The organism is Paenibacillus montaniterrae (genome assembly GCF_018403185.1).
Lineage (GTDB): Bacteria > Bacillota > Bacilli > Paenibacillales > Paenibacillaceae > Pristimantibacillus > Pristimantibacillus montaniterrae.
In genome coordinates, this window is the sequence record NZ_BOSE01000004.1 from 371,617 (window position 1) to 394,789 (window position 23,173).

24 protein-coding genes are annotated in these 23,173 nt (G+C 46.1%); 4 read left to right on the plus strand and 20 right to left on the minus strand.

Translation table 11 applies throughout. The features are described from left to right. Positions 1-80: 80 nt before the first annotated feature. Positions 81-875, plus strand: a complete 795-nt coding sequence (gene asd / locus KJS52_RS13235; RefSeq protein ID WP_213515841.1) for an archaetidylserine decarboxylase — start codon at positions 81-83, stop codon at positions 873-875. Positions 876-936: 61 nt separating this feature from the next. Here the strand turns inward: asd and KJS52_RS13240 are convergent, their stop codons facing one another. Next, complete coding sequence (locus KJS52_RS13240) at positions 937-1,722, minus strand: helix-turn-helix domain-containing protein (RefSeq protein WP_213515849.1); 786 nt, start codon at positions 1,720-1,722, stop codon at positions 937-939. 287 nt (positions 1,723-2,009) lie between these two features. Here KJS52_RS13240 and KJS52_RS13245 point away from each other — a divergent pair, with 287 nt between their 5' ends. Next, a complete protein-coding gene (locus KJS52_RS13245) occupies positions 2,010-3,314 on the plus strand; it encodes an aminotransferase class I/II-fold pyridoxal phosphate-dependent enzyme (RefSeq protein ID WP_213515851.1) in 1,305 nt (434 codons plus the stop codon). A 141-nt stretch (positions 3,315-3,455) separates the two neighbouring features. Here the strand turns inward: KJS52_RS13245 and KJS52_RS13250 are convergent, their stop codons facing one another. The 19 genes from KJS52_RS13250 to KJS52_RS13340 form a co-directional block, all read right to left on the minus strand. Beyond that, entirely contained in the window at positions 3,456-4,694 is a 1,239-nt protein-coding gene (locus tag KJS52_RS13250) for an ABC transporter permease (protein ID WP_213515853.1), read from the minus strand. After that, positions 4,694-5,446, minus strand: coding sequence for an ABC transporter ATP-binding protein (locus KJS52_RS13255; protein ID WP_213515855.1), 753 nt, complete (start codon positions 5,444-5,446; stop codon positions 4,694-4,696). The genes KJS52_RS13250 and KJS52_RS13255 overlap by 1 nt, the downstream gene beginning before the upstream one ends. A 34-nt stretch (positions 5,447-5,480) precedes the next feature. After that, on the minus strand, positions 5,481-6,956 hold the full coding sequence (locus KJS52_RS13260) for a DEAD/DEAH box helicase (protein WP_213515857.1): 1,476 nt from the start codon (positions 6,954-6,956) through the stop codon (positions 5,481-5,483). 36 nt (positions 6,957-6,992) lie between these two features. After that, entirely contained in the window at positions 6,993-7,766 is a 774-nt protein-coding gene (locus tag KJS52_RS13265; RefSeq protein ID WP_213515859.1) for an SDR family NAD(P)-dependent oxidoreductase, read from the minus strand. A gap of 240 nt (positions 7,767-8,006) precedes the next feature. Further along, positions 8,007-8,465: a chemotaxis protein CheX gene (locus KJS52_RS13270; RefSeq protein ID WP_213515861.1), complete on the minus strand. Its 459-nt coding sequence runs from the start codon at positions 8,463-8,465 to the stop codon at positions 8,007-8,009. Between the two features lie 261 nt (positions 8,466-8,726). After that, positions 8,727-9,632, minus strand: a complete 906-nt coding sequence (locus KJS52_RS13275; RefSeq protein WP_213515863.1) for a 5'-3' exonuclease — start codon at positions 9,630-9,632, stop codon at positions 8,727-8,729. 460 nt (positions 9,633-10,092) lie between these two features. Further along, positions 10,093-11,289, minus strand: a complete 1,197-nt coding sequence (locus KJS52_RS13280) for an aminotransferase class I/II-fold pyridoxal phosphate-dependent enzyme (protein ID WP_246563514.1) — start codon at positions 11,287-11,289, stop codon at positions 10,093-10,095. A 4-nt stretch (positions 11,290-11,293) separates the two neighbouring features. Further along, positions 11,294-11,653 (minus strand): arsenate reductase family protein, encoded by a 360-nt coding sequence (locus KJS52_RS13285; protein ID WP_213515867.1) that lies wholly within the window; start codon positions 11,651-11,653, stop codon positions 11,294-11,296. Next, the gene (locus KJS52_RS13290; protein ID WP_213515869.1) at positions 11,631-12,701 is read right to left on the minus strand and encodes an RluA family pseudouridine synthase; all 1,071 of its coding nucleotides are present in this window, start codon (positions 12,699-12,701) and stop codon (positions 11,631-11,633) included. Before KJS52_RS13290 ends, KJS52_RS13285 begins: the two co-directional genes overlap by 23 nt. Continuing rightward, entirely contained in the window at positions 12,698-13,273 is a 576-nt protein-coding gene (locus KJS52_RS13295; protein ID WP_213515871.1) for a cob(I)yrinic acid a,c-diamide adenosyltransferase, read from the minus strand. Before KJS52_RS13295 ends, KJS52_RS13290 begins: the two co-directional genes overlap by 4 nt. Positions 13,274-13,488: 215 nt before the next feature. Beyond that, a complete protein-coding gene (locus KJS52_RS13300; protein ID WP_213515873.1) occupies positions 13,489-14,706 on the minus strand; it encodes an aminotransferase class I/II-fold pyridoxal phosphate-dependent enzyme in 1,218 nt (405 codons plus the stop codon). 16 nt (positions 14,707-14,722) lie between these two features. Next, positions 14,723-15,223, minus strand: a complete 501-nt coding sequence (locus tag KJS52_RS13305; protein ID WP_213515875.1) for an Lrp/AsnC family transcriptional regulator — start codon at positions 15,221-15,223, stop codon at positions 14,723-14,725. A gap of 130 nt (positions 15,224-15,353) precedes the next feature. Then, a complete protein-coding gene (locus KJS52_RS13310; protein ID WP_213515877.1) occupies positions 15,354-15,716 on the minus strand; it encodes a spore coat protein in 363 nt (120 codons plus the stop codon). A 29-nt stretch (positions 15,717-15,745) separates the two neighbouring features. Next, positions 15,746-15,958 carry a hypothetical protein gene (locus tag KJS52_RS13315; RefSeq protein WP_213515879.1) on the minus strand — a complete coding sequence of 71 codons (213 nt, stop codon included), beginning with the start codon at positions 15,956-15,958 and terminating at the stop codon, positions 15,746-15,748. Positions 15,959-16,118: 160 nt separating this feature from the next. Further along, positions 16,119-17,036, minus strand: coding sequence for a cysteine synthase A (gene cysK, locus KJS52_RS13320; RefSeq protein WP_213515880.1), 918 nt, complete (start codon positions 17,034-17,036; stop codon positions 16,119-16,121). A 2-nt stretch (positions 17,037-17,038) separates the two neighbouring features. Beyond that, the gene (locus KJS52_RS13325; RefSeq protein ID WP_213515882.1) at positions 17,039-18,307 is read right to left on the minus strand and encodes an MFS transporter; all 1,269 of its coding nucleotides are present in this window, start codon (positions 18,305-18,307) and stop codon (positions 17,039-17,041) included. Between the two features lie 91 nt (positions 18,308-18,398). Then, the gene (locus tag KJS52_RS13330) at positions 18,399-18,911 is read right to left on the minus strand and encodes a hypothetical protein (RefSeq protein ID WP_213515884.1); all 513 of its coding nucleotides are present in this window, start codon (positions 18,909-18,911) and stop codon (positions 18,399-18,401) included. Positions 18,912-19,075: 164 nt separating this feature from the next. Next, entirely contained in the window at positions 19,076-19,498 is a 423-nt protein-coding gene (locus KJS52_RS13335; protein WP_213515885.1) for a DUF350 domain-containing protein, read from the minus strand. Positions 19,499-19,524: 26 nt separating this feature from the next. Beyond that, positions 19,525-21,885, minus strand: a complete 2,361-nt coding sequence (locus KJS52_RS13340; protein WP_213515887.1) for an endonuclease MutS2 — start codon at positions 21,883-21,885, stop codon at positions 19,525-19,527. Between the two features lie 149 nt (positions 21,886-22,034). On the opposite strand from KJS52_RS13340, the gene KJS52_RS13345 reads away from it, so the two are divergent. Both KJS52_RS13345 and KJS52_RS13350 read left to right on the plus strand, forming a co-directional pair. Then, positions 22,035-22,391 (plus strand): phage holin family protein, encoded by a 357-nt coding sequence (locus tag KJS52_RS13345; RefSeq protein ID WP_213515889.1) that lies wholly within the window; start codon positions 22,035-22,037, stop codon positions 22,389-22,391. A 193-nt stretch (positions 22,392-22,584) separates the two neighbouring features. Next, positions 22,585-22,977 (plus strand): cupredoxin domain-containing protein, encoded by a 393-nt coding sequence (locus KJS52_RS13350; protein WP_213515891.1) that lies wholly within the window; start codon positions 22,585-22,587, stop codon positions 22,975-22,977. Positions 22,978-23,173: the final 196 nt, after the last annotated feature.

Consider the following 23,173-nt stretch of genomic DNA (forward strand, 5'->3'; position numbering starts at 1 on the left):
GGCTTTTTCCATTGAAAACTTGGATTAAATATGGCAGACTTATGCATATGTCTAATCGTGAGAAGGGATGAGCCTAGCAGATGAAACTATGGTTACTTCGCTCCATGACCGAGCTTACGTCTCGCAAATGGATATCGGCAATAACGGGAGCATTTGCTCAATCTCCGCTTAGCCGCAAGTTAATCCGAACGTTTGCCAATACATACAAAATCGACATTGATGAAGCGGAAAAGCCGCTTGAGCAGTACCGCACCCTGAACGAGTTTTTTACACGGCGGCTGAAGCCGAATATGCGGCAAATCGATGCAGCGGCTGAAGCCGTTGTCTCGCCAGTCGACGCGCTTATTACGAGCTGCGGCCAGATTGACAAAGGTACAATTGTCAATGTTAAAGGGCAAAATTACTCTATTGCGGAGCTGCTTGCCGATGAGCAAAGAAGCAAGACTTTCGAGCATGGCTATTATTTTGTCCTTTATTTAAGCCCGACTGATTACCATCGCATTCATGCGCCTGTAGCCGGTAAAATCGTTGACAAGGTCCATTTGCCGGGCAAAGTTTACCCTGTCAATCAATTTGGGCTGACGCACATGAAATTGGTGCTCAGCCGCAATGAGCGGTTAATTACGTATATTCAGGCAGGAGAGCGCATGATTGCAGCGGTTAAGGTAGGAGCGTTGAATGTGAGCAGCATTCAATATGTGGATAAGAACAAGACTGAGCTGGAGCGCGGTGAGGAGCTCGCCTACTTTGCCTTCGGTTCAACCGTCGTACTGCTCGCTGAAAGCGGCAGTTTTGAAGCAGATGCGGGAATTAAGCCGGATATGAAGGTTCGCATGGGCCAGCGGCTTGGCTTATTGAAGAGCACAGAAATGTAAGAAAAACCTCTGCCGCAGCCGCCCGGAATGGAGTGGCTGCGTGTAGAGGTTTTTTATCATTTTACCTGATCTCGGATGGATTTTTACCTGTATATTGCTTAAACTGACGACTGAAGAAAAAGATATCGCGGTAGCCCAAGGCATCGGCTACCTCGGTTACATTCATTCCTGCATGCGTCAGCAAGTATTGGGCGCGGTCAATCCGCGTCCGAATCATGTAGGTTTGCACCGACATGCCAAGCACTTCACGAAACTTCATCGAAAAATAACGCGGTGACAGCTGTGCGCGCATTGCCAAATCCTCTACGCGATGTGCCACGCTAGGATTTTGGCGAATGAAATTGGCCACCTCATGGATCGATTCTGTCAACTGATTGCTGGCCTTTTTCTCGACTGGCGTCTGGAAATCTGCTCGCAGCAAATGAATCATAATTTGCTTGAGCACGAGCTTCGCTTCTTCCTCTGCGGCAAAGGTTTGAATCAAAAACAGCCGAACATAGCGAGACAATAAAAATTCAAAATCAATTGTATCCTTAAGCAAACGGTAGCGCTTCGGAATGACCTCGACCGGATCTTCCGTAGCGAAGTGTATATAAGTTAACACAAGTGGTTTTTGTGGGTTATGAGTTGCGCTAGTATAATCTCCAGGACGAAATAGGAAGCAGCTCCCTGGACCTACCTCATGATGAACTCCATTAACCTCGACATCGCCTTCCCCGCTCCATACGTAAAACAAATCAAAGTTAGGCATCGGCTTTTCACGCCTTGCCCATCTCCAGCCTGGCTCACATACAATTTTCGCAAAGGCAGGCTTAAGAATAAGCTTATCTGGCGAAATATCAAGCATTGCTGAACCCTCCTATATGAATTAGTAAAGAAAATGCCTCGTTGTGTTGCAAAAACTAACATCTCTTCATCCATCTTAATCAAGTATACAAATTGTGCAAAAAAACAATTCTCTATACTTCATTATAATTAAACTGTGTAAAGGTTCAACAGAAAAAAACTGCAAATTTACGATAGCAAAATAATTTTTTCGTTTCAATAGTCTGCTAGAGCGATTAATGGTATAATTATGGGCGACTGCACTAACCTATTAATTATGATTGATTTCGGAAGGATGGAATGAAGTCCATGAACCCATTAGCTCAACAATTAAATGAGACGCTGCAGCAGGAAAGTCCCGCTGTCTATGACATGTTGTCTAATCTTGGAAAAGCGATTTATTTTCCAAAAGAAGGGATTCTTAGCCAATCAGCAGAAGCAAAGGCTAAAGCAAAAAAATACAATGCTACTATTGGGATTGCAACTGAAAACGGCGTACCGATGCACCTTAAGGTCATACAGGATACGCTGAGCGCTTACAATCCTAAAGATATATATGAATATGCGCCGCCTGCCGGAAAGCCGGAATTGCGCAGCGCTTGGCGCGACAAAATGCTGAAGGACAATCCTTCGCTTGAGTCGATCAGCGCCGAGATTAGTACTCCAATCGTCACAAACGCTTTGACCCACGGACTGAGCATCGTGGCAGACCTGTTCGCTGAAGCTGGCGATCCAGTTATCATTCCCGATAAAAATTGGGAAAACTATGAGCTGACCTTCGGGATTCGCCGCAATGCGCAAATTGTGGAGTATCCACTATATAATGAGCAAATGCGCTTTAACAGTGAAGGCTTGAAGCAAGCTCTGCTGGCGCAAAAAAGCAAAGGCAAGGCGATTGTAATTTTAAACTTCCCGAACAATCCTACCGGCTATACGCCTGATGTGCAGGATGGCGCTGCAATTGTTGCAGCCATTAAAGAAGCTGCTGAGCAAGGTATCAAAATTGTTGCCGTTACCGATGACGCATATTTCGGCTTGTTCTTTGAGGATTCGATGCAGGAATCGCTGTTCAGCAAGCTGGCAGATACGCACAGCAATGTGCTTGCTGTCAAAGTAGATGGCGCTACGAAAGAGGAATATGTATGGGGATTCCGTGTTGGCTTTATTACCTATGCTTCCAGCTCCAAAGCAGCTCTGGCTGCGCTTGAGCAAAAAACGCTAGGTATTATTCGCGCTACGATTTCAAGCGGACCTCATCCATCGCAAACCTTTGTGCTGCATGCGTTGCAATCGCCGCAGTTTGAAGCGCAAAAAGCCGAAAAATTCAATATCATGAAACAGCGCGCCAACATTGTAAAGGATCTGCTGGACAGCGGTCGCTATGGCGATACGTTGCAGTACTATCCTTTCAACTCAGGCTACTTTATGTGCTTGAGATTAAGCGATGTTTCGGCAGAAGCTGTTCGCCAGCACCTGCTGGAGCATTACGGAATTGGCACAATTGCTCTAGGTCAAACCGATCTGCGCGTCGCTTTCTCTTGTATCGAGGCAGAGCAATTGGAAGAGCTGTTTGATTGCATTTATCAATCGGTTCAGGCTGTCAGCCAGCAGTAGAGCTGAGCAGAAGCTTGTATCAATAAGCAAGGGGGATGTAAAAAGTCAGTGAAAGCTGACCATTTGCATCCCCCTTCTTTTTAGTTGACATCCAGCGCTTCAGAGCAAAATCAATCGCTTTTTGGACGCTAAAGCGCCCTTCTACTCGTCCTCTTCCTTTTTCAGTACGGCAGCTAGCCGTTTGCTGCGAACAAACGGGTAAATCATGAAAAATACGAGCATCGTTAGCAGCTGAGCCCCATAGCCTTGCCATATTGGAAAGGTAGGTAGAAAAAGCAGCGCGAGCAGCACGATATTCAACAATCGATCAATCGTAATAGTTTGCTGCTGCTGCAGCTGAACCTGCAACGGAAAAATATCCTTCCAAATCGCATAGCGGTGAACCTTGCGCAGCGTGCCAGTCTGCAAGGAAAGCAGCAGGCCAAACAGCACATAGGACAGCACAACTCCCCAGCCATCCATACCACGGTTCGCGGCCAGCAAATAATTGACCAGACCGCCAAGCAGCAGAAGTCTGATGCAAATGCCGCCAATTTCAGTTCTTACAAATGTTATGAGATGCAAGTATATAAAAGTCGCCGATTGTCGATATGGAACAGCGCGAATCAGCCAAGCAAGATAATTGCGCGGTCTAACAGCTGGCGCTTCGCTCTGTACGTCAATAAACCAGTTGAAAAAGGAAAATAACCGACGCAGCATCGCCTTTTCCTCAATAATGAGACGCTGCCAGGGAAAATCAAACTTTCTCATTTGCCGATAAACAACATAGAGCAAGCCTAAAACAGCAAGCGTTAAAACTGCCTCCACCAGCAAGGAAGCGTTCATCAGCCAGGCTAGCACAAGCACAAACATAAGCAGCCACCGCAGCAGGCGCAGCAGCATCCTTTGGTTATTCCAGCTTAGCAGTCTTTCCTGCCATGCAAAATAGCTGTTGATCGGCTTTAGCAGCAGCATGACGACAACGAGCCATAGCCCGATATAGCCATCGCTTTGCCGATAAAGCGGCCAAAAAACTAACAATACGGCAAAGAACAGCAGTAGGCTGTTGCGAAAGGAGCGTTTGGACGAAAGCCGCATGTAGGGAGATAGTCTATGCTCCGCTGGCATTAAAAAAATGAGGTCCGGCTCTTTAAGGTAGGTGCGCAACGGACTGTAACAGAGAAATGGTGTTAGCACAATCGCTCCAATCCATGCAATTGGCAAATGCGGCGGCACATTTTTAATGAGTCCAACATATTGGATGATGCAAACAATCCCGATCAGTGCTAAAAAAGCGGGAAATCCACTCTGTGCCATATAGCGTATGTAAGGGGCAACCTCTTTTAAAAACTGCTGCTTACGCTTATGCCACAGCTCGATTACATCTGCTTGCTCTGCCATTAAGCCTCCCCTCCATTAAGTAAAGCATAAAAGGCATCCTCCAAATGAGCAACGGAATGACCTTGCCGATTCGCATGCTCCAGCATATCCTCAAGCGCACCTTGAGCAACGATGCGTCCTTGGTCGAGCATAATAAAACGGTCGCAATAATGCTCGATCGTTGATAAAATATGCGAGCTCATCAGGATCGCCGAGCCGTTTTGCTTGACCTCCATCAGCTCCTGCAGCAGGGAGCGAATCGCAAGCGGATCGAGCCCCAGAAAAGGCTCGTCGATAATAAATAAAGAAGGCTTGGCCAATAGAGCGCTCATAATCATTACCTTTTGCTTCATCCCTTTGGATAAATGAGCAGTTAGCGCTTTGCGCTTCTTAACCATGTGGAACCGCTCCAGCAATTGCTCTGACTGCTGCAAATACTGCTGCTCGGGTACTCCATAGGCCATTGCTGTCAATCTAAGGTGCTCCTCAACAGTGAGCTCTTCAAACAAGATTGGTGTCTCAGGCACATAAGTATATCCGCTGCGATACTGCTCGACATCATCATTTAATGTTTTCTCATTAATTCTAATTGAGCCCTGATGCGGCGTCATTAAACCTAATATATGCTTGATCGTAGTGCTTTTTCCTGCTCCGTTAACACCAATCAGCCCAATCATTTCGCCAGCTTTGATCTCAAAATCAAGATCATGAATAATCGCTCGTTTTGGACTATAGCCCCCGCTCAGCTGCTCCACACGCAGTACAGTTTTCATCGTATCACCTCATCCTTACTTCCTCTATAACTTACTACTTCTGCGTATCGTCCTGCCATTTCTGCTTCAGCCATTTTGGCGCGCCTTTATTTTTACCAGTGCTTTGTTTCTTTTTCGGTTGAACTGTTGACGATACACGTCCGTTTTTATCATTTTTCACAGAAGCTTTGCCAGACCTATTGTTTTGCCCGGCAGCAGACTTTTGTATATTTTCAACCTTGCGCTTTGCTGTTCCAGGCTCTCGTACAGCTTTGCCTTCGCGCTCTACCGCAGCAGTTTCTCGTACAACCTTGCTTTCACGCTTGGGCGCGCCAGGCCTTCCATTCCTTCTATTCTCATCATTAGGCGCATAACGAACGGCCTGAGAAATTTGCGCTTCATTCAGCAATTTGCCTCTGAACAGCCTTCTTTCTTCAATTTTTATGTCAAGCTGCTTCATGAATTTATCCATTATGAACCTTTCCTGCGGCGTTATAATGGATACCACCAAGCCCTGCTTGCCCATGCGGCCTGTACGTCCAGCCCGATGCACATAATGATCAGCATCAATCGCAGGCTCGATCTGGATAACAAGCGGCAAATCAGCAATATCGATACCGCGTGCCGTCACATCCGTAGACAAAATCGCCTCAAGCTTGCCCTCGCGAAATGCAGACAGCGTTGATGCGCGGCGCTGCTTGTCGGCATCGCCGTACAAAGCCTCAACTTTAAACCCTTCGTATTTCAGCTTAGCTTCCCAGTTTGCAATTTGATTCGTATCGTTGACAAACAACAGCGCAGGCCCTGCATCGATTGCACGCAGCAAACGACGCGTGTAGTCAAGCTTCGAACGCTGATCACAAACGATAAAATAATGCTCAATCGTGCTCACTACTTTATTTTCAGGCGTAATGTCGATCTTTTTCGGCTGCTTCATCCAGCGCCCTTCATAACGCAGCATTGTATCCGGATAGGTTGCGGAGAAAAAAGCAGTTTGCCGTTCCTTGTTGACTGCAAACAGCAAGCTTTCTATATCTGCGGAGGAGCCAAGCTCAAAGGTTTGATCCGCTTCATCAATGACTAAAAATTTTACCGCGTGAAGTTTAAGCTTTTTGCTTTTTATAAGCTCATTCATCCGACCTGGCGTACCGACTACAAGCTGTGGATTTAGCTTGAGCTTTTCAATCTGGCGCTTGACAGCAGCGCCGCCTATTAATTGCTGCACCCTAATACCGAGCGGTTCAGCGTAAAGCTCGGCAACACGGACGATTTGCATCGCCAGCTCTTGAGTTGGCGCGAGCACAACGGCTTGAATCGACTTCGATCCAGCATCAATGCGCTGCAACATCGGCAGCAAAAAAGCAAGCGTCTTGCCGCTTCCTGTTTGAGATTTAACGACGATGTCATTGCCAGCCAACAGCTCAGCTATCGCCTCTTGCTGCACATCCGTCGGCTGCTTAATTCCTTGCTTCAGTAATGCAGCAGCAAGCTGCTCACTAATTCCAAGCTCTAACCATCTGTTACTAGACATAATGCATTCCTTCCTCTGCTCATCAGAGCGACTTCTCTATTTTTTATTCAGCCATTTCCCTGCTATTTTATCAATTAGCCGAGGACATAGCCCATACAATTTCAAGGCAAATGAAGCTGCATATGGAAGATTCAGCTCTGCCCGCTTTGTATGGAGCAAGCGCATAATTTTTGCGACGACGTACTCCGGCTTCATCATTAACCAATTAATATTGCGGACGTAGGTACCTTCTGGATCTGCTGTATTGAAAAATGCAGTTTGAATCGGCCCTGGATTTACTGACGATACGACAATCGGGGTTTCTCTCAGCTCCATTCTTAGCGAATTGGTAAAGCCAAGCACAGCATGCTTCGTAGCGGAATATGCGGTGGATTTGGCTGAACCGATCATGCCCGCCAAGGAAGCAATATTGACAATATGTCCTTTACCCGCAGCTTTCATAACAGGCAGCACCTGCTTCGTGCAGCGAACAACACCCATATAATTCGTATCCATCATTTGTTCATATTGCGTAATGCTCAAATCATCGATTGTGGCAAATATGCCGTAGCCTGCATTGTTAATAAGAATATCAATCCGACCATGCTTATGTATAATTTGCGCAAATACACTTTCAATTTGCTTGGCATCAGCAACATCCATCACATAATACGAAGCCGAGCTTCCCAGCTGTGATACAATTTGCTGCAGCCTTTGTTCATTTCTCCCCGTTAAGACGACCGTTGCGCCTTGCTTGACAGACTCAACAGCCAGCAGCGCTCCAATGCCGCTTGATGCTCCAGTAATAACAATAATTTGCTTATTCAACATTAGCATCACCCATCATCAGTGTACTTCATTCTAATCTATTACGCAAAAATTGCAAAAAAATCTCAAAAAAATTAAACAGAAACGTGTAAAAGCAAACATGAAAAAACTGCTATTGGCAGCATTCAGGAAAGAATGATCGCGCTATAGCAGTCTTGGGATCGCCAGCTTCCTTCTATTCTTTTCAAACAGGGCAGAACAACAATATCCGTTATGAAAAGAAGCTCCTAAAGGAGCTTCATGCTATGAAACAACAACCTGTATATCCAGCTCACCAATGCCATCGATAATTAGAGGAACTGCAATAGCTTTTGAAGATTCAAAGCCTGCTGCCTGTGCCATCTCCACAATCCGAGGCGGAGTAATGTCGACTGTCATCCCTTGATTGTACATAATCGTGCTTGCATTGCCGCTGATCATATTGCTTAGCTCTGATATCGCGCTTTTGCCCATCTCGTCAAGCTCTGAAATGGCGTAACCACCCATCATCGCTGATATCATTTTCAGGGCAACATCTTCTTTCAAACCAAAAATTATGTTTCCGTTCATTTGACCATTTACACCAATATGTATCCAAATATATTGTTCAACAAACTTGATATCCTTAACTGATACTGCTCCCGTAGAGGGACGAATTTGTACGACTTGCTCAATTACCGTCTGAGCGGATTCCAAAAACGGATTGATATATTCTGCCTTCACAATAGCTACTCCCCTCTGTGCAATCTACGATCAAGCCTATTACTTGTATTATACCTTATCATTTAGGTCAAGTATACTAGTTTTTCACAAAGTTGTGACTTTAGTATAAGCCGGGAGCTGCGCGATTATGAACTAAATACCCATTCGTTGATGATTCTCGCAACATACTGTCGAAACAAAAAGGCCGATAGCGACATCTTATATTGATGACATCGCGATCAGCCTTGCTTCGCATTCCATTCTATCACTGCCTGTCCTTGGCTATGCACCTATAGGCTCAAGCTGATCGATCAGCTTGCTTAAGCTGCCGAACTCGAGCTCATCGAATTTATATAGCACCTGCTGCTTATTAACGCACCATCTGCAGGCTTCATCATTCAATTCTTCCAAAGGCAATGGAGCCTCGCAATAGATCGTTGCCAGCTTGCGAGACAAGTGAAGCATATCGAGATTTTCTTCGATTTTCTTCCTAATCGTCGGCGACACCTGATCCAAATTTGCCAGCAGCCCTTCGATCGTGCCGAATTGCTGAATAAGCTTATAAGCCGTCTTCTCGCCAATTCCTTTTACGCCAGGGTAGTTGTCAGCGGTATCCCCCATCAAGCCTTTTACATCAATAACTTGAGCTGGCGTCAAGCCCTTCTCTTCAAGCAGGCTCTGCGGTGTGTAAAGCTGGTAATTGCCGATCCCTTTTTTCATAATCGCAACCTTGACCTGCTCGTCCACCAGCTGTAGCATATCATGATCGCCTGTCACGATCACAACCTCATATTCCTTGCCAAGCTTGGCCGCCAGCGTTCCCATGCAGTCATCAGCCTCGTAGCCGTTAAGACCTATATTGGGAACATCAAAGCTGCTGACCACCTCTTTTACAAGGTCAAACTGCGGAATAAGATCCTCAGGAGCCTCAGGTCGATTGGCCTTATACTCTCCATACTGTTCCGTACGAAACGTCGTAGAGCCCATATCCCAGCAGCAAATCACATGCGACGGCTGATAGGTTTGAACCGCATCAACAAAATAACGCACAAAGCCATGCACCGCATTAACCGGCACCCCACTGCTCGTCCGTCTAATTTTCCCCGTAAACGAAGTAGCAAAATAAGCTCTAAACAAAATTGCCATCCCATCCACCAACAAATAACGACGCTTATCGCTCATTAACATCCCTCCTCCAAATAACACTCAAACAAATCCAACCCTCATCGTCAACTCCGCTACAACGCCAATCATTGTCATCAAAGTCCAGCTTTTAAACCTACCAATATTCAATGAAAGGTTTAAAAGCTGGGCTTTCAGGACCAAGAAGATGGCACGATACTAGAAAGTGAGGAGCGCAGCGTAGGCAAAAGCTACGTGAGCACCGGAACTTTCGGTAGCGTGACATATTCGCCGTCGAATACGCTCCAACGCAATACATCGTCATCAAAGTCCAGCATTTTAAACCATCCGCTTCCAATGGAGGTTTAAAAGCTGGGCTTTCAGGACCAAGAAGCTTGGACGCTAGTAGAAAACGAGGAGCGCAGCGTAGAGCAGAGCTACGTGAGCACCGCAGTTTTCGCTAGCGTTCAAGATTCGACGTCGAGTAATCCCCAACGCAACCACATCGTCATCAAAGTCCAGCATTTTAAACCATCCGCTTCACGAATTGGCCGAGTCTCGTTGCTGCTTCGATTAGCCGCCCCTCCCCCTCCACTAATGCTATTCTAACATAGCCTTCGCCTTGTGCGCCAAAGGCATCTCCTGGAATGACAACAACACCTGTTTCCGCCAAACAGCGCTGAGCAAACATGCGCGAGCTCCAGCTCCCGTCTGGTCGATCGCCATTTTTCAGCTTCGGCAGCTTGGCCCAAACGAACATCGTCGCTTGCGGGGCGTCAGCATGCCAGCCCGCCTCATGCAAGCGAGCGATAAAGCAATCGCGGCGCTGCTGGTACACGGTGCTGGCTTTTACAAAGTGCTCGTCCTGCATCGCTTCATCAAGCGCTATAATCGCGGCCTCCTGAATCGGATCGAATACGCCATAGTCAATATTCGCCTTCAGCTTGCTTAACGCTGCAACTGCCTGCTGCTGTCCGACCATAAAGCCGATCCGGCAGCCAGCCATATTGAAGCTTTTTGACAGCGAATGAAACTCAACTGCGAGCTCCTTCGCTCCCTCCACCTGCAATATACTTGGCGGCTGAAAGCCGTCATAGCCCATTTCCGAGTACGCAAGATCATGCACAATCAACACCTGCTTTTGCTTGGCGAATGCAACAAGCTTCTCAAAAAAGCTCAGGTCTGCCACTGCGGTAATCGGATTGTTCGGATAATTAAGCAGCAGGAACGATGTACGCTGCCATACCTCATCCGGGACAGCTTCTAGCTGCGGCAAATAGTGATGCTCTTCTACTAGCGGCATATAGTACGGCTCAACAGCTGCTAACGCCAACGATGCGCTGTAAATCGGGTAGCCGGGATCAGGCACAAGCGCAATTGAGCCGCGCTCGGCAATCGCCATAGCCAAATGCGCCAGTCCATCCTGAGAGCCAGCCAGTGTGCAAATTTCAAGCGCTGGATCCAGCTCGACACCAAAGCGATGCCGCATCCATTCAGCCGCCTTCTCCCGAAAAGGGAGACCTGATTTCAAGGCAGGGTAGGCATACATATCCTCTCGCAGCACAGCCTCGGACAACGCTTGCCTTACTTTAAGCGAAGGCGGCTGATCAGGACTGCCAATTCCCAAATCAATAACATCCATTCCGTTAGCAACAGCCTGCCGCTTCCATTCCGCCACCTCTGCAAAAATGGATGAGCCTAGCTGTGAAAGTAGCTTTACCACGAGATTACCCCCACACGTCCTTGTATACATCTTCCTTAAAGCCAATCGTTACCTTCCGTCCATCCGTCACGATCGGTCGCTTGATCAACATGCCGTGTGAAGCAAGCAGTTCAAGCTGCTCCTGCTCGGTCATGCTTGACAGCTTGTCCTTCAGCCCCATCGAGCGATACAAATCTCCAGATGTATTAAAAAACTTTTTCAATTCCTGGCCGCTATTTTTAATTAACACCTTCAATTCCTCTACCGTTGGCGGCGCTTCTACAATATGGCGCTGCTCAAGCTCATTGCCTAGCTCCTTTAAAGTTTTTACTGCTTTGCGGCAGGTTCCGCATTTCGGATATTCATAAATCGTTAGCTTGCTCATGCTTCCCTTCCATTCCTTTCTGCAAATTGCTTATTAAACGCTGAAAATCTTCAGGCAGTGGTGCTGTCCACTGTACATACTGCTTCGTCATAGGATGATAGAAGCCCAGCTGCTCGGCATGAAGCGCATGTCTTGCTATGCTGCTTTCAAGCTGCTGCAGCCGCAGCGATTCCTTATAATATAGCTTGTCCCCGATTAATGGATGGCCGATGCTGCTCATATGCACACGAATTTGGTGAGTGCGGCCCGTATACAGCTTTAGACGGATCAGACTTGCCGCCAGCTGCTGCTCCTTAAAGGCTTGCACCGTCCAGTATGCCGTTTTGGAGTAGGCTCCTTCAGGCGTTACAATCCGCAAATGCGGCTGCTGGGGATCGCGGGCAATAGGCTCCTCAATGATGCCCTCTGCAGGCTGAGGAATGCCGTATACAAGCGCAGCATAGCGCTTATCCACCTTCCCCTGCTGCAGCTGCTCTGACAACTGCTGATGGATGTAGGCGTTTTTGGCGATCGCGACAAGACCTGAGGTCTCCTCATCAAGCCGGTGAATTGGCCGAAAGCGAAACTGCTCGTTTTGCCGCTGCCAATGTGCAACTACGCCGTTGGCCAGCGTATTGGTATAGTGCCCGTGTGTAGGATGCACCACCTGACCCGCAGGCTTATTGACAATAAGCAAATAGTTGTCCTCATAAATGATGTCCAGCGGCATCGGCTGCGGCAAAATATCTTCCGATTGCTCGCGCAGCTGCCTAAGCCGTATCACCTCTCCCGCTTGCACAGGAGCTGAAATATAGACGCGCTCCTCATTGATCGTCAAGCCATATTCAGTTGCTCTTGCTGCGGCAAGCAGCTTGCTCGATACTCCGAATGCCCTTTCCAGCACCTCACGAATCGTCTTGCCCTCATCCTGCTCTGTTGCCACCGTTGTCAGCGGCTCATAATAGTGCTCCAGCAGCGCTTTATTTTCTTCTGCGCCAAATAGTCGCTCTGGCTTCTGACCAGGCAAATGCTTGACGACACGGCCAGTCCATCGCTTGTTATCCGTCATTCCTGCTTCTTCCCTTTAAAAACATTTGCGCTGCGAATATATTGTGTATCCTCTACTCCCAGACACACATTGGCTGCTCTAGCTGCAGCAAACAAATAATCCGACAGCCGGTTCAAATAAGCAAGAACAGACTGATTGATTTCCTCCTGCTGCAGAAGGGCTACCGTGCGTCGCTCTGCTCGGCGGCAAACAGTCCGACATATGTGCAGCGCTGCAGACAACTCCGATCCGCCAGGCAAAATGAATTTGCTCAACTCCGGAGCGGCAGCAGTATGCTCATCAATCCACTGCTCAAGCCGGGAAACCGCAGCTTCGTTTAGCTTATACGGATGACCTGGCGAAGCATAGGCGAGATCTGCACCTGCATCAAACAGCTCCTGCATAATGTCGTACAGCTGCTCAGCGAGCGGCTGCGTTGCCTCTACTGCCGCTGCTTTGGCCGCAGCCAGACCAACAAAGCTGTTCAATTCATCTATCGTACCGTAGGCTTCTACCTTGGTATCGGTTTTCATTACCCTGCCTCCGATCAGGCTGGTCATGCCTTTATCTCCTCCGCGCGTATACAGCTTCATATGTACTCCTCCTCAAAATTGCAGCATGCTTTATGTTAATCGTACTGTCATTAGCGAAATATTCGAATCTATTATCCTGCTTTTATTCATAATGTTGAAGCAGTCAATTTCATCTTAGCATAATTGCTCATTTCAAACTAGAAGACTGGCATGACTAATGCCCGGTCGTTTCCAACAAAAAACGGACCCTGTACGGGCCCGTTAAACTCTAAAACCTATTGCTGCTTCAGCTTATATACAAATTGCCCGATGCGATCAATCGCCTCAGTCAAGTTGGCTACGCTTGTAGCATAAGAGCATCTAAGGAAGCCTTCTCCCCCCAAACCGAATACATCGCCAGGCACTGCAGCTACATTGGCTTCTTCCAGCAAGCGCTGGGCAAACTGTTCACTCGTCAAGCCTGTTGATTTAATAGAAGGGAAGGCATAGAATGCGCCTTGCGGCTCATGGCATTCCAATCCTGCATCATGCAAGCCTTGCACAACTAGTCGTCGACGCTGATTGTAGGACTCAACCATACGATCCTTTTCTTCCAGACCATACGTCAATGCTTCCAATGCAGCATATTGTGCCATTGTCGGGGCACACATGACGGTATACTGATGGATTTTCAGCATTGCCGCGATAATATCAGGATGTCCGCACACATAACCCAATCTCCAGCCAGTCATAGCAAACGCCTTGGAGAAGCCGCTAACTAGTATTGTACGATCCTTCATGCCAGGTAACGATGAAAAGCTTACATGCTTCATGCCATACGTCAGCTCAGCGTAAATTTCGTCGCTGATCACGATCAAATCATGCTCTTCCACGATTTTCGCAATTGGCAGCCAATCCTCATACGTCATAATTCCGCCCGTCGGATTGCTAGGGTAGCTTAGTATTAACACCTTGGAACGAGGTGTAATCGCTTTACGCAGCGATTCCTCTGTAAGCTTGAATTTATCCTTGGCAAAGGTTTCAATGCCAACAGCAGTTCCACCGCTTAATGTCGTAATCGGAGCATAAGGAATATAGGACGGCTCAGGTACAAGCACCTCATCTCCAGGAGAGATAATTGCGCGCAAAGCCAGGTCGATCGCTTCACTGCCGCCGATCGTAACAATAACTTCATTGGCCGCATCATATTGAAGTTGAAAGCTGTTATATAAATAATTGCAAATCGCTTCTCGCAGCTCGGGCATACCTGCATTAGAGGTATACTGTGTTTTTCCACGATCCAAAGACATAATGGCTGCTTCACGAACATGGCGAGGGGTTACAAAATCCGGCTCGCCTACGCCTAATGTAATAACATCCTTTCGTGTGCTAACAAGGTCGAAAAATCGACGAATACCTGATGGTTTAATTTCTCGCACCAACGGGTTTAGAAAATCTGACATTTGACGTGTTCGCACAGGTACGGATGATTGTTGCGATGCTTCGTTCGTCATCACGTTCACCCTTCTTTTACGGCGACACCATCATTCGAGAATCACTTTCGGTTTCTTCGAAGATAATGCCATCCTGTTTATATTTTTTTAGAATAAAGTATGTTTTCGTTGACAGCACTGCGTCAATCGTTGACAATTTATTGGAAACAAATGAGGCGACTTCCTTCAAGCTATCGCCTTCAATTTCTACCTGCAAATCGTAAGCACCTGACATTAAGTACAATGATTTGACTTCAGGATATAAATAAATGGATTCCGCAATCCGATCAAAGCCTCTGCCTCGTTCAGGTGTAATTTGCACCTCGATCAAGGCCGTAACCTTCTCGTCATGCATCTTGCTCCAGTTTACAATTGTCGCGTATTTTACAATTACATGATCTTTTTCCATAGCCGCAATCGCGGCTTTCACGTCCTCAACTGTCGCATCAAGCATTGTGGCAATAATTTCTGGCTTCAGTCTGGCGTCTTCTTGTAAAAGGGCCAGCACCTTTAATTGAAAATCAGATATACCTGTCATGAAATAACCCCTTCCCACGGTTGTGGTTTAGCATCAAATGCTATGTACGTTATTTTACACCGAATATGTTAATCCTGCAAAGGTAGATATTAAAAAAACAAAATGAAAAAGACCCCGCAGGGTCTTTACATTAATGTGCTGTCGGCTGTGCCTGTTGGCTTGCCTGATTGCTTTGCATGCTTGTCTGCATGCCTTGTTGCTGAAGCCAGCTTTGCGTTTGCTGCTGTGTCGACGTATAGGACTGAATCTGCTTGTCGATTTCTTTCTTCGGAGCAACGCTTGCTTGCTCGTACATATTATTTTGCGACATTACAGTAAACAGCTGACCTTGCATAGTCAACGTGCTGTTCAGCAAATTCGTAAACATTTGACGAGTTTTAGGACAAGTCGATTCTGTTGCCGCAGTAGCATACTCACGCACACAGCGTTTCAAATCTGAAAGCACTACACTTAGCAAATCCTCTTCGGATAATTGCAATGATTGATTTACCATTTCTCATTCCTCCAATTCAATCGTTATCGTTAGTTCATTGGCGCAATCGTTTGGTGCTGCTGCAACGATTGCAGTAACGTATTGTAATTGGCCTGGTGCGTATGAACCATTGCCTCACAGCAGCTTTTTACTGCTGGATGAGTTGAAACAGCAGCAGCGGCAGCACATGTCTTCATCAGCAAATCCTCATTAGACATTGAATCAATCACATATTCAAGCTCTTTATTGGTCATTGCTTGCATATGATCTCCTCCTCAAACGTTCATATAGTCTTTGTAGCTTCTGCGCAATCCATGTTGCACCGAAAACATCGGCTATCGTGCAGTACTACGTATTTAGATTGCGCATTGCCGGTTGGAACTATGCTGTTAATATTTGAAGAAGAAAGGTCTGCTTTGGGCATTAAAACAAGTCCATGCTTAAATAGCGCTCTCCTGTATCTGGTGCAATGCAAAGCACGCGTTTGCCAGCTCCCAATCTCATACCTAGCTGTATCGCTGCCCATACCGCAGCTCCAGAAGAAGGCCCTACAAGTATCCCTTCCTGCCGCGCAAGCATTCTCATCGTATTAATCGCATCCTCGTCTGCAACCTGAATGATTTCATCATAAATGGCTGTATTTAGAATGTCCGGAATGAAACCAGGACTTGTACCGACAAGCTTATGAGGTCCAGGCTGCCCGCCTGACAGCACTGGCGAGCCCTTAGGCTCCACTACTGCTACATACAGATTGGGAAGTCTATCCTTTAATACCTCACTAGTGCCTGTAATTGTTCCACCTGTACCTGATGAAGCAACAAAACCATCCAGCCGTCCTTCGCACTGTTCGATTATTTCCAAGGCGGTTGTTTTACGATGAATGTCCGGATTGGCGGCGTTTTTAAATTGATTGGGAATAAATGAGTTCTCAATCGCTGCATGAAGCTCTTCAGCTTTAGCAATCGCACCCGGCATCCGCTTGGCTGCTTCGGTCAATACGACCTCAGCGCCATATGCTTTCAGCATTGCAATCCTTTCCTTAGTCATATTATCAGGCATTACCAATATAATGCGATAGCCTTTTGCCGCGGCATTCATCGCCAAGCCGATTCCAGTATTACCGCTTGTCGGCTCTATAATGGTTGCGCCTGGCTTTAGAACTCCTTGTCGCTCAGCTTCGGCAAGCAAATTATAGGCGGCACGATCCTTTACACTGCCACTTGGATTCATATATTCCAGCTTGACGATAATTTCCGCACAATTAGCAGGAACGATTCGCTGTAAGACTACACCTGGCGTGTCGCCAACAAGCTCAAGCACACTATTTACGATTTTAGCCATAACTATGCCTCCGATTGCGGTTTCGCGCGAATAGCATGCTTTGGCGGCGATTCTCCTCCATACCGTTTATGCTGAATCCGAAATAAAGGACGCATAAAAAACCAGCCGACAATAGGCGAAGCGCCGACAATAAGCAGCAGCCACACTAAACCCTTCTCCGTATTAACCCATGTTATATATATGAAAAATGGGATCAAGCCAATGATTCTGCCTAATGTTAAAGCAATCTCTCTAAAAATAATTAATTCCTCTCGATGTTCAACTGACTGCTTTGTAGCTCCGATCATATCGAACACCTTGGAGGTAATTGGTATAATATATAGCGGGAACAATAAGGCAGTACCAACTCCGAATATAAGCAACATTGTATAATCAACGCGCCAAAAAAACGGAATAATAACAGCAGTCAAGCTAATTACTCCTACCAGCATTGATAGCTGCCTGTTTTGCGGTTTTAAAATTCTGCCGCAAAGCCAAAAGCTTACTAATGAGGTAAGCGAGGATACAAACGTATATGTTCCCACCTTCGCTTCATTATTCGTCGCAATATAAACGATCAAATTGATTAAAAATAAAAATACGCCTTCGCGAATTCCTTGAGCGGTAATTCCAGCAAATACATAGCGCCATTCCTTGCTTTCCTTCGTATACTGACGCCATTGCTTAAACGGATAAAGCCAATCATATTTCCCTTGCGCTGGCCGTTTATGAATAAAAAAGCTAATAACGCCACAGCAAGCGAAAATAACTAATGAAGTTGTAAATATCAACGTATAGCCGCGTTCATTAGCGAGCCAACTGATGAGCAAGCCAGAAAGCCATGGCGCGATAATTCCTGTACCTGCGCCAAGCAGCCCTTGCGAGCCATTAAAGCGATCTCTTGTATCGGGCTCTGTAATTTCAAAATAGATGAGATTATACGCTACCCAATAGCAGCCAAGCCCTATTCCATTAATCGCCCCCAACACAAAAGGCATGCCGCTGGCTGATTGCTTCAGCCAAAGCACCATACAATAAAAAAGGCCTGAGAGCAGACAGCCTACTCGCAGGCAATTTAATTTGTTTCCTTCCTTAATCCACTTGCCGCATAAGTAGAAGGTCAGTCCAGAAAAGCTGTACTGGGCAAGCGCAAACAGCGCAACCGTTAAGTATGAACCACTTGCTTTCCATAAGTATACGGGTATAAATGTCCCAGAAAGCGCGTTTGCAAAGCCGAAGGAAGCGTAAATTGCGAGCAGGAGCCAAGCTTGTCGATCTAACATCTTTTGCATGTTGAATCGCTCCTTTTTATTTATTTAGCTCACAATAAGTTACCCTTCTTCAAAATCGCTCATACCTGCGCTAATCTTCCATTATTTAAAGTTACTGCTCGTCTGACAACGCATCAAGCATTTGCTTGCGATCCTGCAAACTTAAGTAACTGTCCGTACGATAGCAGGATGGACAAACGTACCAGATGACCTTCATTGGCGAAGAAACGATTGGCTGGCCGCTGTTAGGCGCAGTTACAGGCGTAAACTCGCCATCCTTGCCAATGATCTGCTCACCAGCTTCAAGCATATATTCGCGACAATTGGCACATTCCGGCATTTCAAACTGCTCATTGAGCATGCTTTGAATTTGGCTATTTGCCGCAATTTCACGCGTTGAACGCAAAATACCTTGATCATCGTCATCCCATTCAGAGTCATCAGCAGCTACGTGCTCGTCATGCTCATGCTGCTCCTCATCTTCATTGGAAAAGCCTGCTTCAAATTCTAACGTGCGATAGCCGCTTATTTCATTGTCGCAATGGGGACAATATTTTTCAGGACCGATTTCTTCATCCCAAATAATATTCGACTCGCACCACGGACAGATTGTTTGTGTTTCCATAGCTTTTAACTTCCTCTCTTTAGCTTGTCATGAACATAGACTAATCCATATTCATGACATAAATAACCCCTAATATAAAAAACAATATCGACACGAGCGCCAGTACCTTAGGTAAGTACTTCACAACAGCTACACCTGCCTTATTATGCGTGTTCAGTTCAGCATTAAATTAAAATAGTCGCTCCGATTACATAAGATAACGATATCGAAATGATCATCGCGATAAAGCCGACAGCCCGATTGTCATTAACCAGCTCTTCATCAATTTTAAAGATTGGCGTCATAAATTCAAACAAGAAATAGGCAATTAACAAAATTAAAAAACCGAACGCTGCCCAAATTAATTGTTCATAAATCGAGCTGTGTATGGAAATCGAGAATCTAAAAATATTGCAGATTCCAAATATTTTGCCTCCAGTCGCCATTGCTACCGACATATTACCACGCTTAATTTCGTGCCAGCAGCGGTATCGCGCAACAAGCTCAAAGATCGATAAAAACACAATTAGCGTCAATATTGCTACTGATACATATACGATCGAAGCCAAATATTCATTTTCTAGCAACCAGTCGATTTGCGGATCCATCCCTTTCCCCTCACTTTAGCCTACGACTATTTTAATTGTGCAACTGTCACCCCGTTGCCGCCTTCGCCAAATTCACCATCGCGGTAGGACTTGACCAGACTGTGACGACGTAAATATTGCTGAATGCCTGTACGCAATATGCCTGTACCTTTACCGTGAATAATGTAAACCTGACCCATGCCAGCCATATAGGATTCATCAATGAAACGGTCAACCTCAAGAATGGCTTCCTCAAGCGATTCTCCTCTTAGATCAAGCTCCATGCGGACGGAATCGTCTTTGGTGCGCTTTACGCTTGCCGCTTGCTTTTGCGGCTGAGCAGGCTGCTGTGATTTGCTTTGCAGCAGCTCAAGATCATCAAGCTTGACCTTCATCTTCATAATGCCAAGCTGAACGGTCGCCTCATCACCATGCAACTCTACAACATGCCCCTTGGAGTTCAAGCTATAAACCTTAACTTCATCACCCGCGGAAATCTTTTGCTTTTTCCCGCTGCGCGAAGGCTTTTGCTTCACTGCCAGCTCTGGTAGAGCCTCATCCAGTCGACGCTTTGCTTCAATCAGCTTATGCTCTTTAATGGAAGCTGCTTCATCCATGGCCAGCTTGCGCAAATCTGCAATAATTTCCTCCGCTTCCTTGCGCGCTTTACTAACGGCAGCTTCTGCATCAGCTTGAGCCTTTTCCAGCAGCTTAATTTTTTGCTCTTCAAAGCGCTGAAGCTCATGCTCATACTTCATACGTTGCTGCTCCAGTTCAAGTCGCAATTTTTGTGCAAGTTCACGATCAGATTCTGCAGAAATACGATTTTGCTCAAGCGAAGCGATCATGCTTTCTACCTTCATATCCTCGTCGCTTACCTCGCCTTTGGCATGCTCGATAATTTTCGGAGACAAGCCGAGGCGTTCAGCAATAGCGAAGGCGTTGCTTCGTCCTGGAATGCCAACAAGCAAGCGATAGGTTGGACTTAATGTCGCAATATCAAATTCCATGCTCGCATTAATGACGCCTTTGCGATTAAATGCATATGCCTTCAATTCGGAATAATGCGTCGTTGCGATAACGCGGCATTCCTTGGCATGAATATGCTCAAGAATGGCAATCGCAAGCGCTGATCCTTCAGCGGGATCTGTACCCGCACCCAGCTCATCAAGCAATACAAGACTTTTGGAGGTCATTTGCTCAAGAATGCGGATAATATTAGTCATATGGCTTGAAAAGGTACTCAAGCTTTGTTCAATGCTTTGCTCGTCGCCAATATCTGCATAAATCGCATCAAATACACATAGCTGAGTTCCTTCCTCTGCCGGTACAAATAAGCCAGACATCGCCATCAAACTTAATAGCCCGACTGTCTTGAGCGACACGGTTTTACCGCCTGTGTTCGGTCCAGTTACGATAATGGAATGATACTGATTGCCAAGCTCTACATCTAATGGCACAACTTTTTTCTGGTCAAGCAGCGGATGGCGGCCTCGTTTTATTTTTAAGTAGCCGCGATCATTCATCATCGGCAAAATTGCTTTTAGCCCGTGGGCCAGCCTTGCTTTAGCAAACGTAAAATCGATATGACCGATAAGCTCCTGGTCATACAGCATATCCTCGACACAATCGCTAACAAGCGCGGTAAGCCGCTGTAAAATTTTTTCGATTTCCTTAATTTCCTGAACATGCAGCTCACGCAATCTGTTGTTCATGGCAACAATCGCTTCGGGCTCAATAAATAACGTTGCTCCCGATCCGGACTGATCATGAACAATACCGCCAAAGCTTGAACGATATTCTGATTTAACCGGAATAACGAAACGATTATTGCGCAGCGTTATTATCGCTTCCTGCAGCATTTTTTGCACGGAGGAAGAACGAATCATCGACTCCAGCTTCTCACGAATTCTTGCTTCGCCATTGCGCAGCTCCCGACGCAAACTTGCCAGCTCGGCGCTCGCCGAGTCCATTACCTCTCCTTGATCATCGATGCAGGAAAAAATTTCTTCCTCCAGCGAACGATGCTCGCTGATTTGCTCAGCATATTGCAGCAGAGATGGAATCGCATGCTCTTCGTTTACCTGCTCGATAAACCGTTTAACACGCCGCGAGCCTCTGGAGGTTGAAGCTACCTCAAGCAGTTCCGTAGCATTCAACGTTGCATGAATGCGTGCGCGATGTAAAGCAGACGATATATCGAAAATGCCGCCAAATGGAGCGGCTCCTTTTAAACGATCGGCAGCATAGGCTTCATCCGTCAGTCGCAACAATGCTTTTACTTGTTCCAACTCAGTTTGAGGAGAGAGCGCCTCCGCTCTGCTTTTGCCAAGCGAGGTAGCAGCATGCTCCTTCAGCTTGTCAACAATTTTTGAATATTCAAGTGTTGTCAAAATTTTCGAATTCAACGATAACACTCCTCTCGCTTTATTATTATAGCTCAAAGTTTCACTTCTTGTACTATGCGATACATATAATTTTACGTTTTGGCAACACTGAATATAGATTTTTCAGTACAAATTTGATGTACTACAATAAAGTCATGGAGGTAATTGTAATGAACTTTCTAGGACATGTTGTTCGATTTATCGTATCCGCACTAGTACTAATGCTGGTGGGCTGGATTGTTCCCCAGTTTTCCGTAGGAGGCTTTTGGAGCGCATTACTGCTTGCGCTAGTCATTGCCGCACTCGGCTGGGTTGTTGAAGCTGTATTTGGCAAAAGAGTAACGCCTTTCGGTCGTGGAATTGTCGGATTTCTAATAAGCGCATTAGTTATCTGGATTGCACAATTCATCGTAGGCGGAGTAAGTGTTACCATCTTAGGAGCAATCCTTGCTGCATTAGTAATCGGGATTGTTGATCTGTTTATTCCGATTGGAAATCCTTACGAGGCTGCCGATCGTAAAAAATAATTATCCTTAATACAATTCCATCCAAAAGAATAAATGCATTTTGGTGAAGTCCTTCATAATAACGTGAAGGACTTTGCTACATTAACAGCATAAATTGTTCATCACTTTGTCATGACTGTCCAGAGGAAAGCATTTCATCTGTTCCCATAATGGTATACAATTTAAGCGAGTATACAAAAAAGGAGTTTTTTGCATGAAAAAATGGTTAGTTCTATCATTAGTCTTTGCTATGGTGAGCATTTTAATTGCATGCGGCTCAGACAACGGCAAAACATCAAATGAACCAGAAACTCCCATTCAAGTTTCTGAGGATGAAATTGCTTCTGGCACATTGGAAATTGTAGCCTCCAACTGGAAGTTCGACAAGGAGTATTATGCCATTCGTGCAGGCGAAGCAATCGAATTGAATGTTAATTCCATCGAAGGGGTTCATGGAATTGAAATTATGAATACAGAGTACAACAATATCGTAAATGATAAGCCAACGCAAATCACGATTACTGAGCCTGGCACATACGAGATCCGTTGTTCGGTTCCATGCGGGCAGGGGCATAGGACGATGATCACCAAGCTAGTAGTCGTCTAATCGTAGAAGGTTGGTTCAAAAGTTCGACTTTGATGACGATGCTGCTTCTTTGCAGCTTAGTCGACGGCGAATCTTGGACGCTAGCGAAAACTGCGGTGCTCACGTAGCTATTGCCTACGCTGCGCTCCTCGTTTTCTACTAGCGTCCAATCTTCTTGGTCCTGAAAGCCAAACTTTTGAACCTTCCATTAACGTGG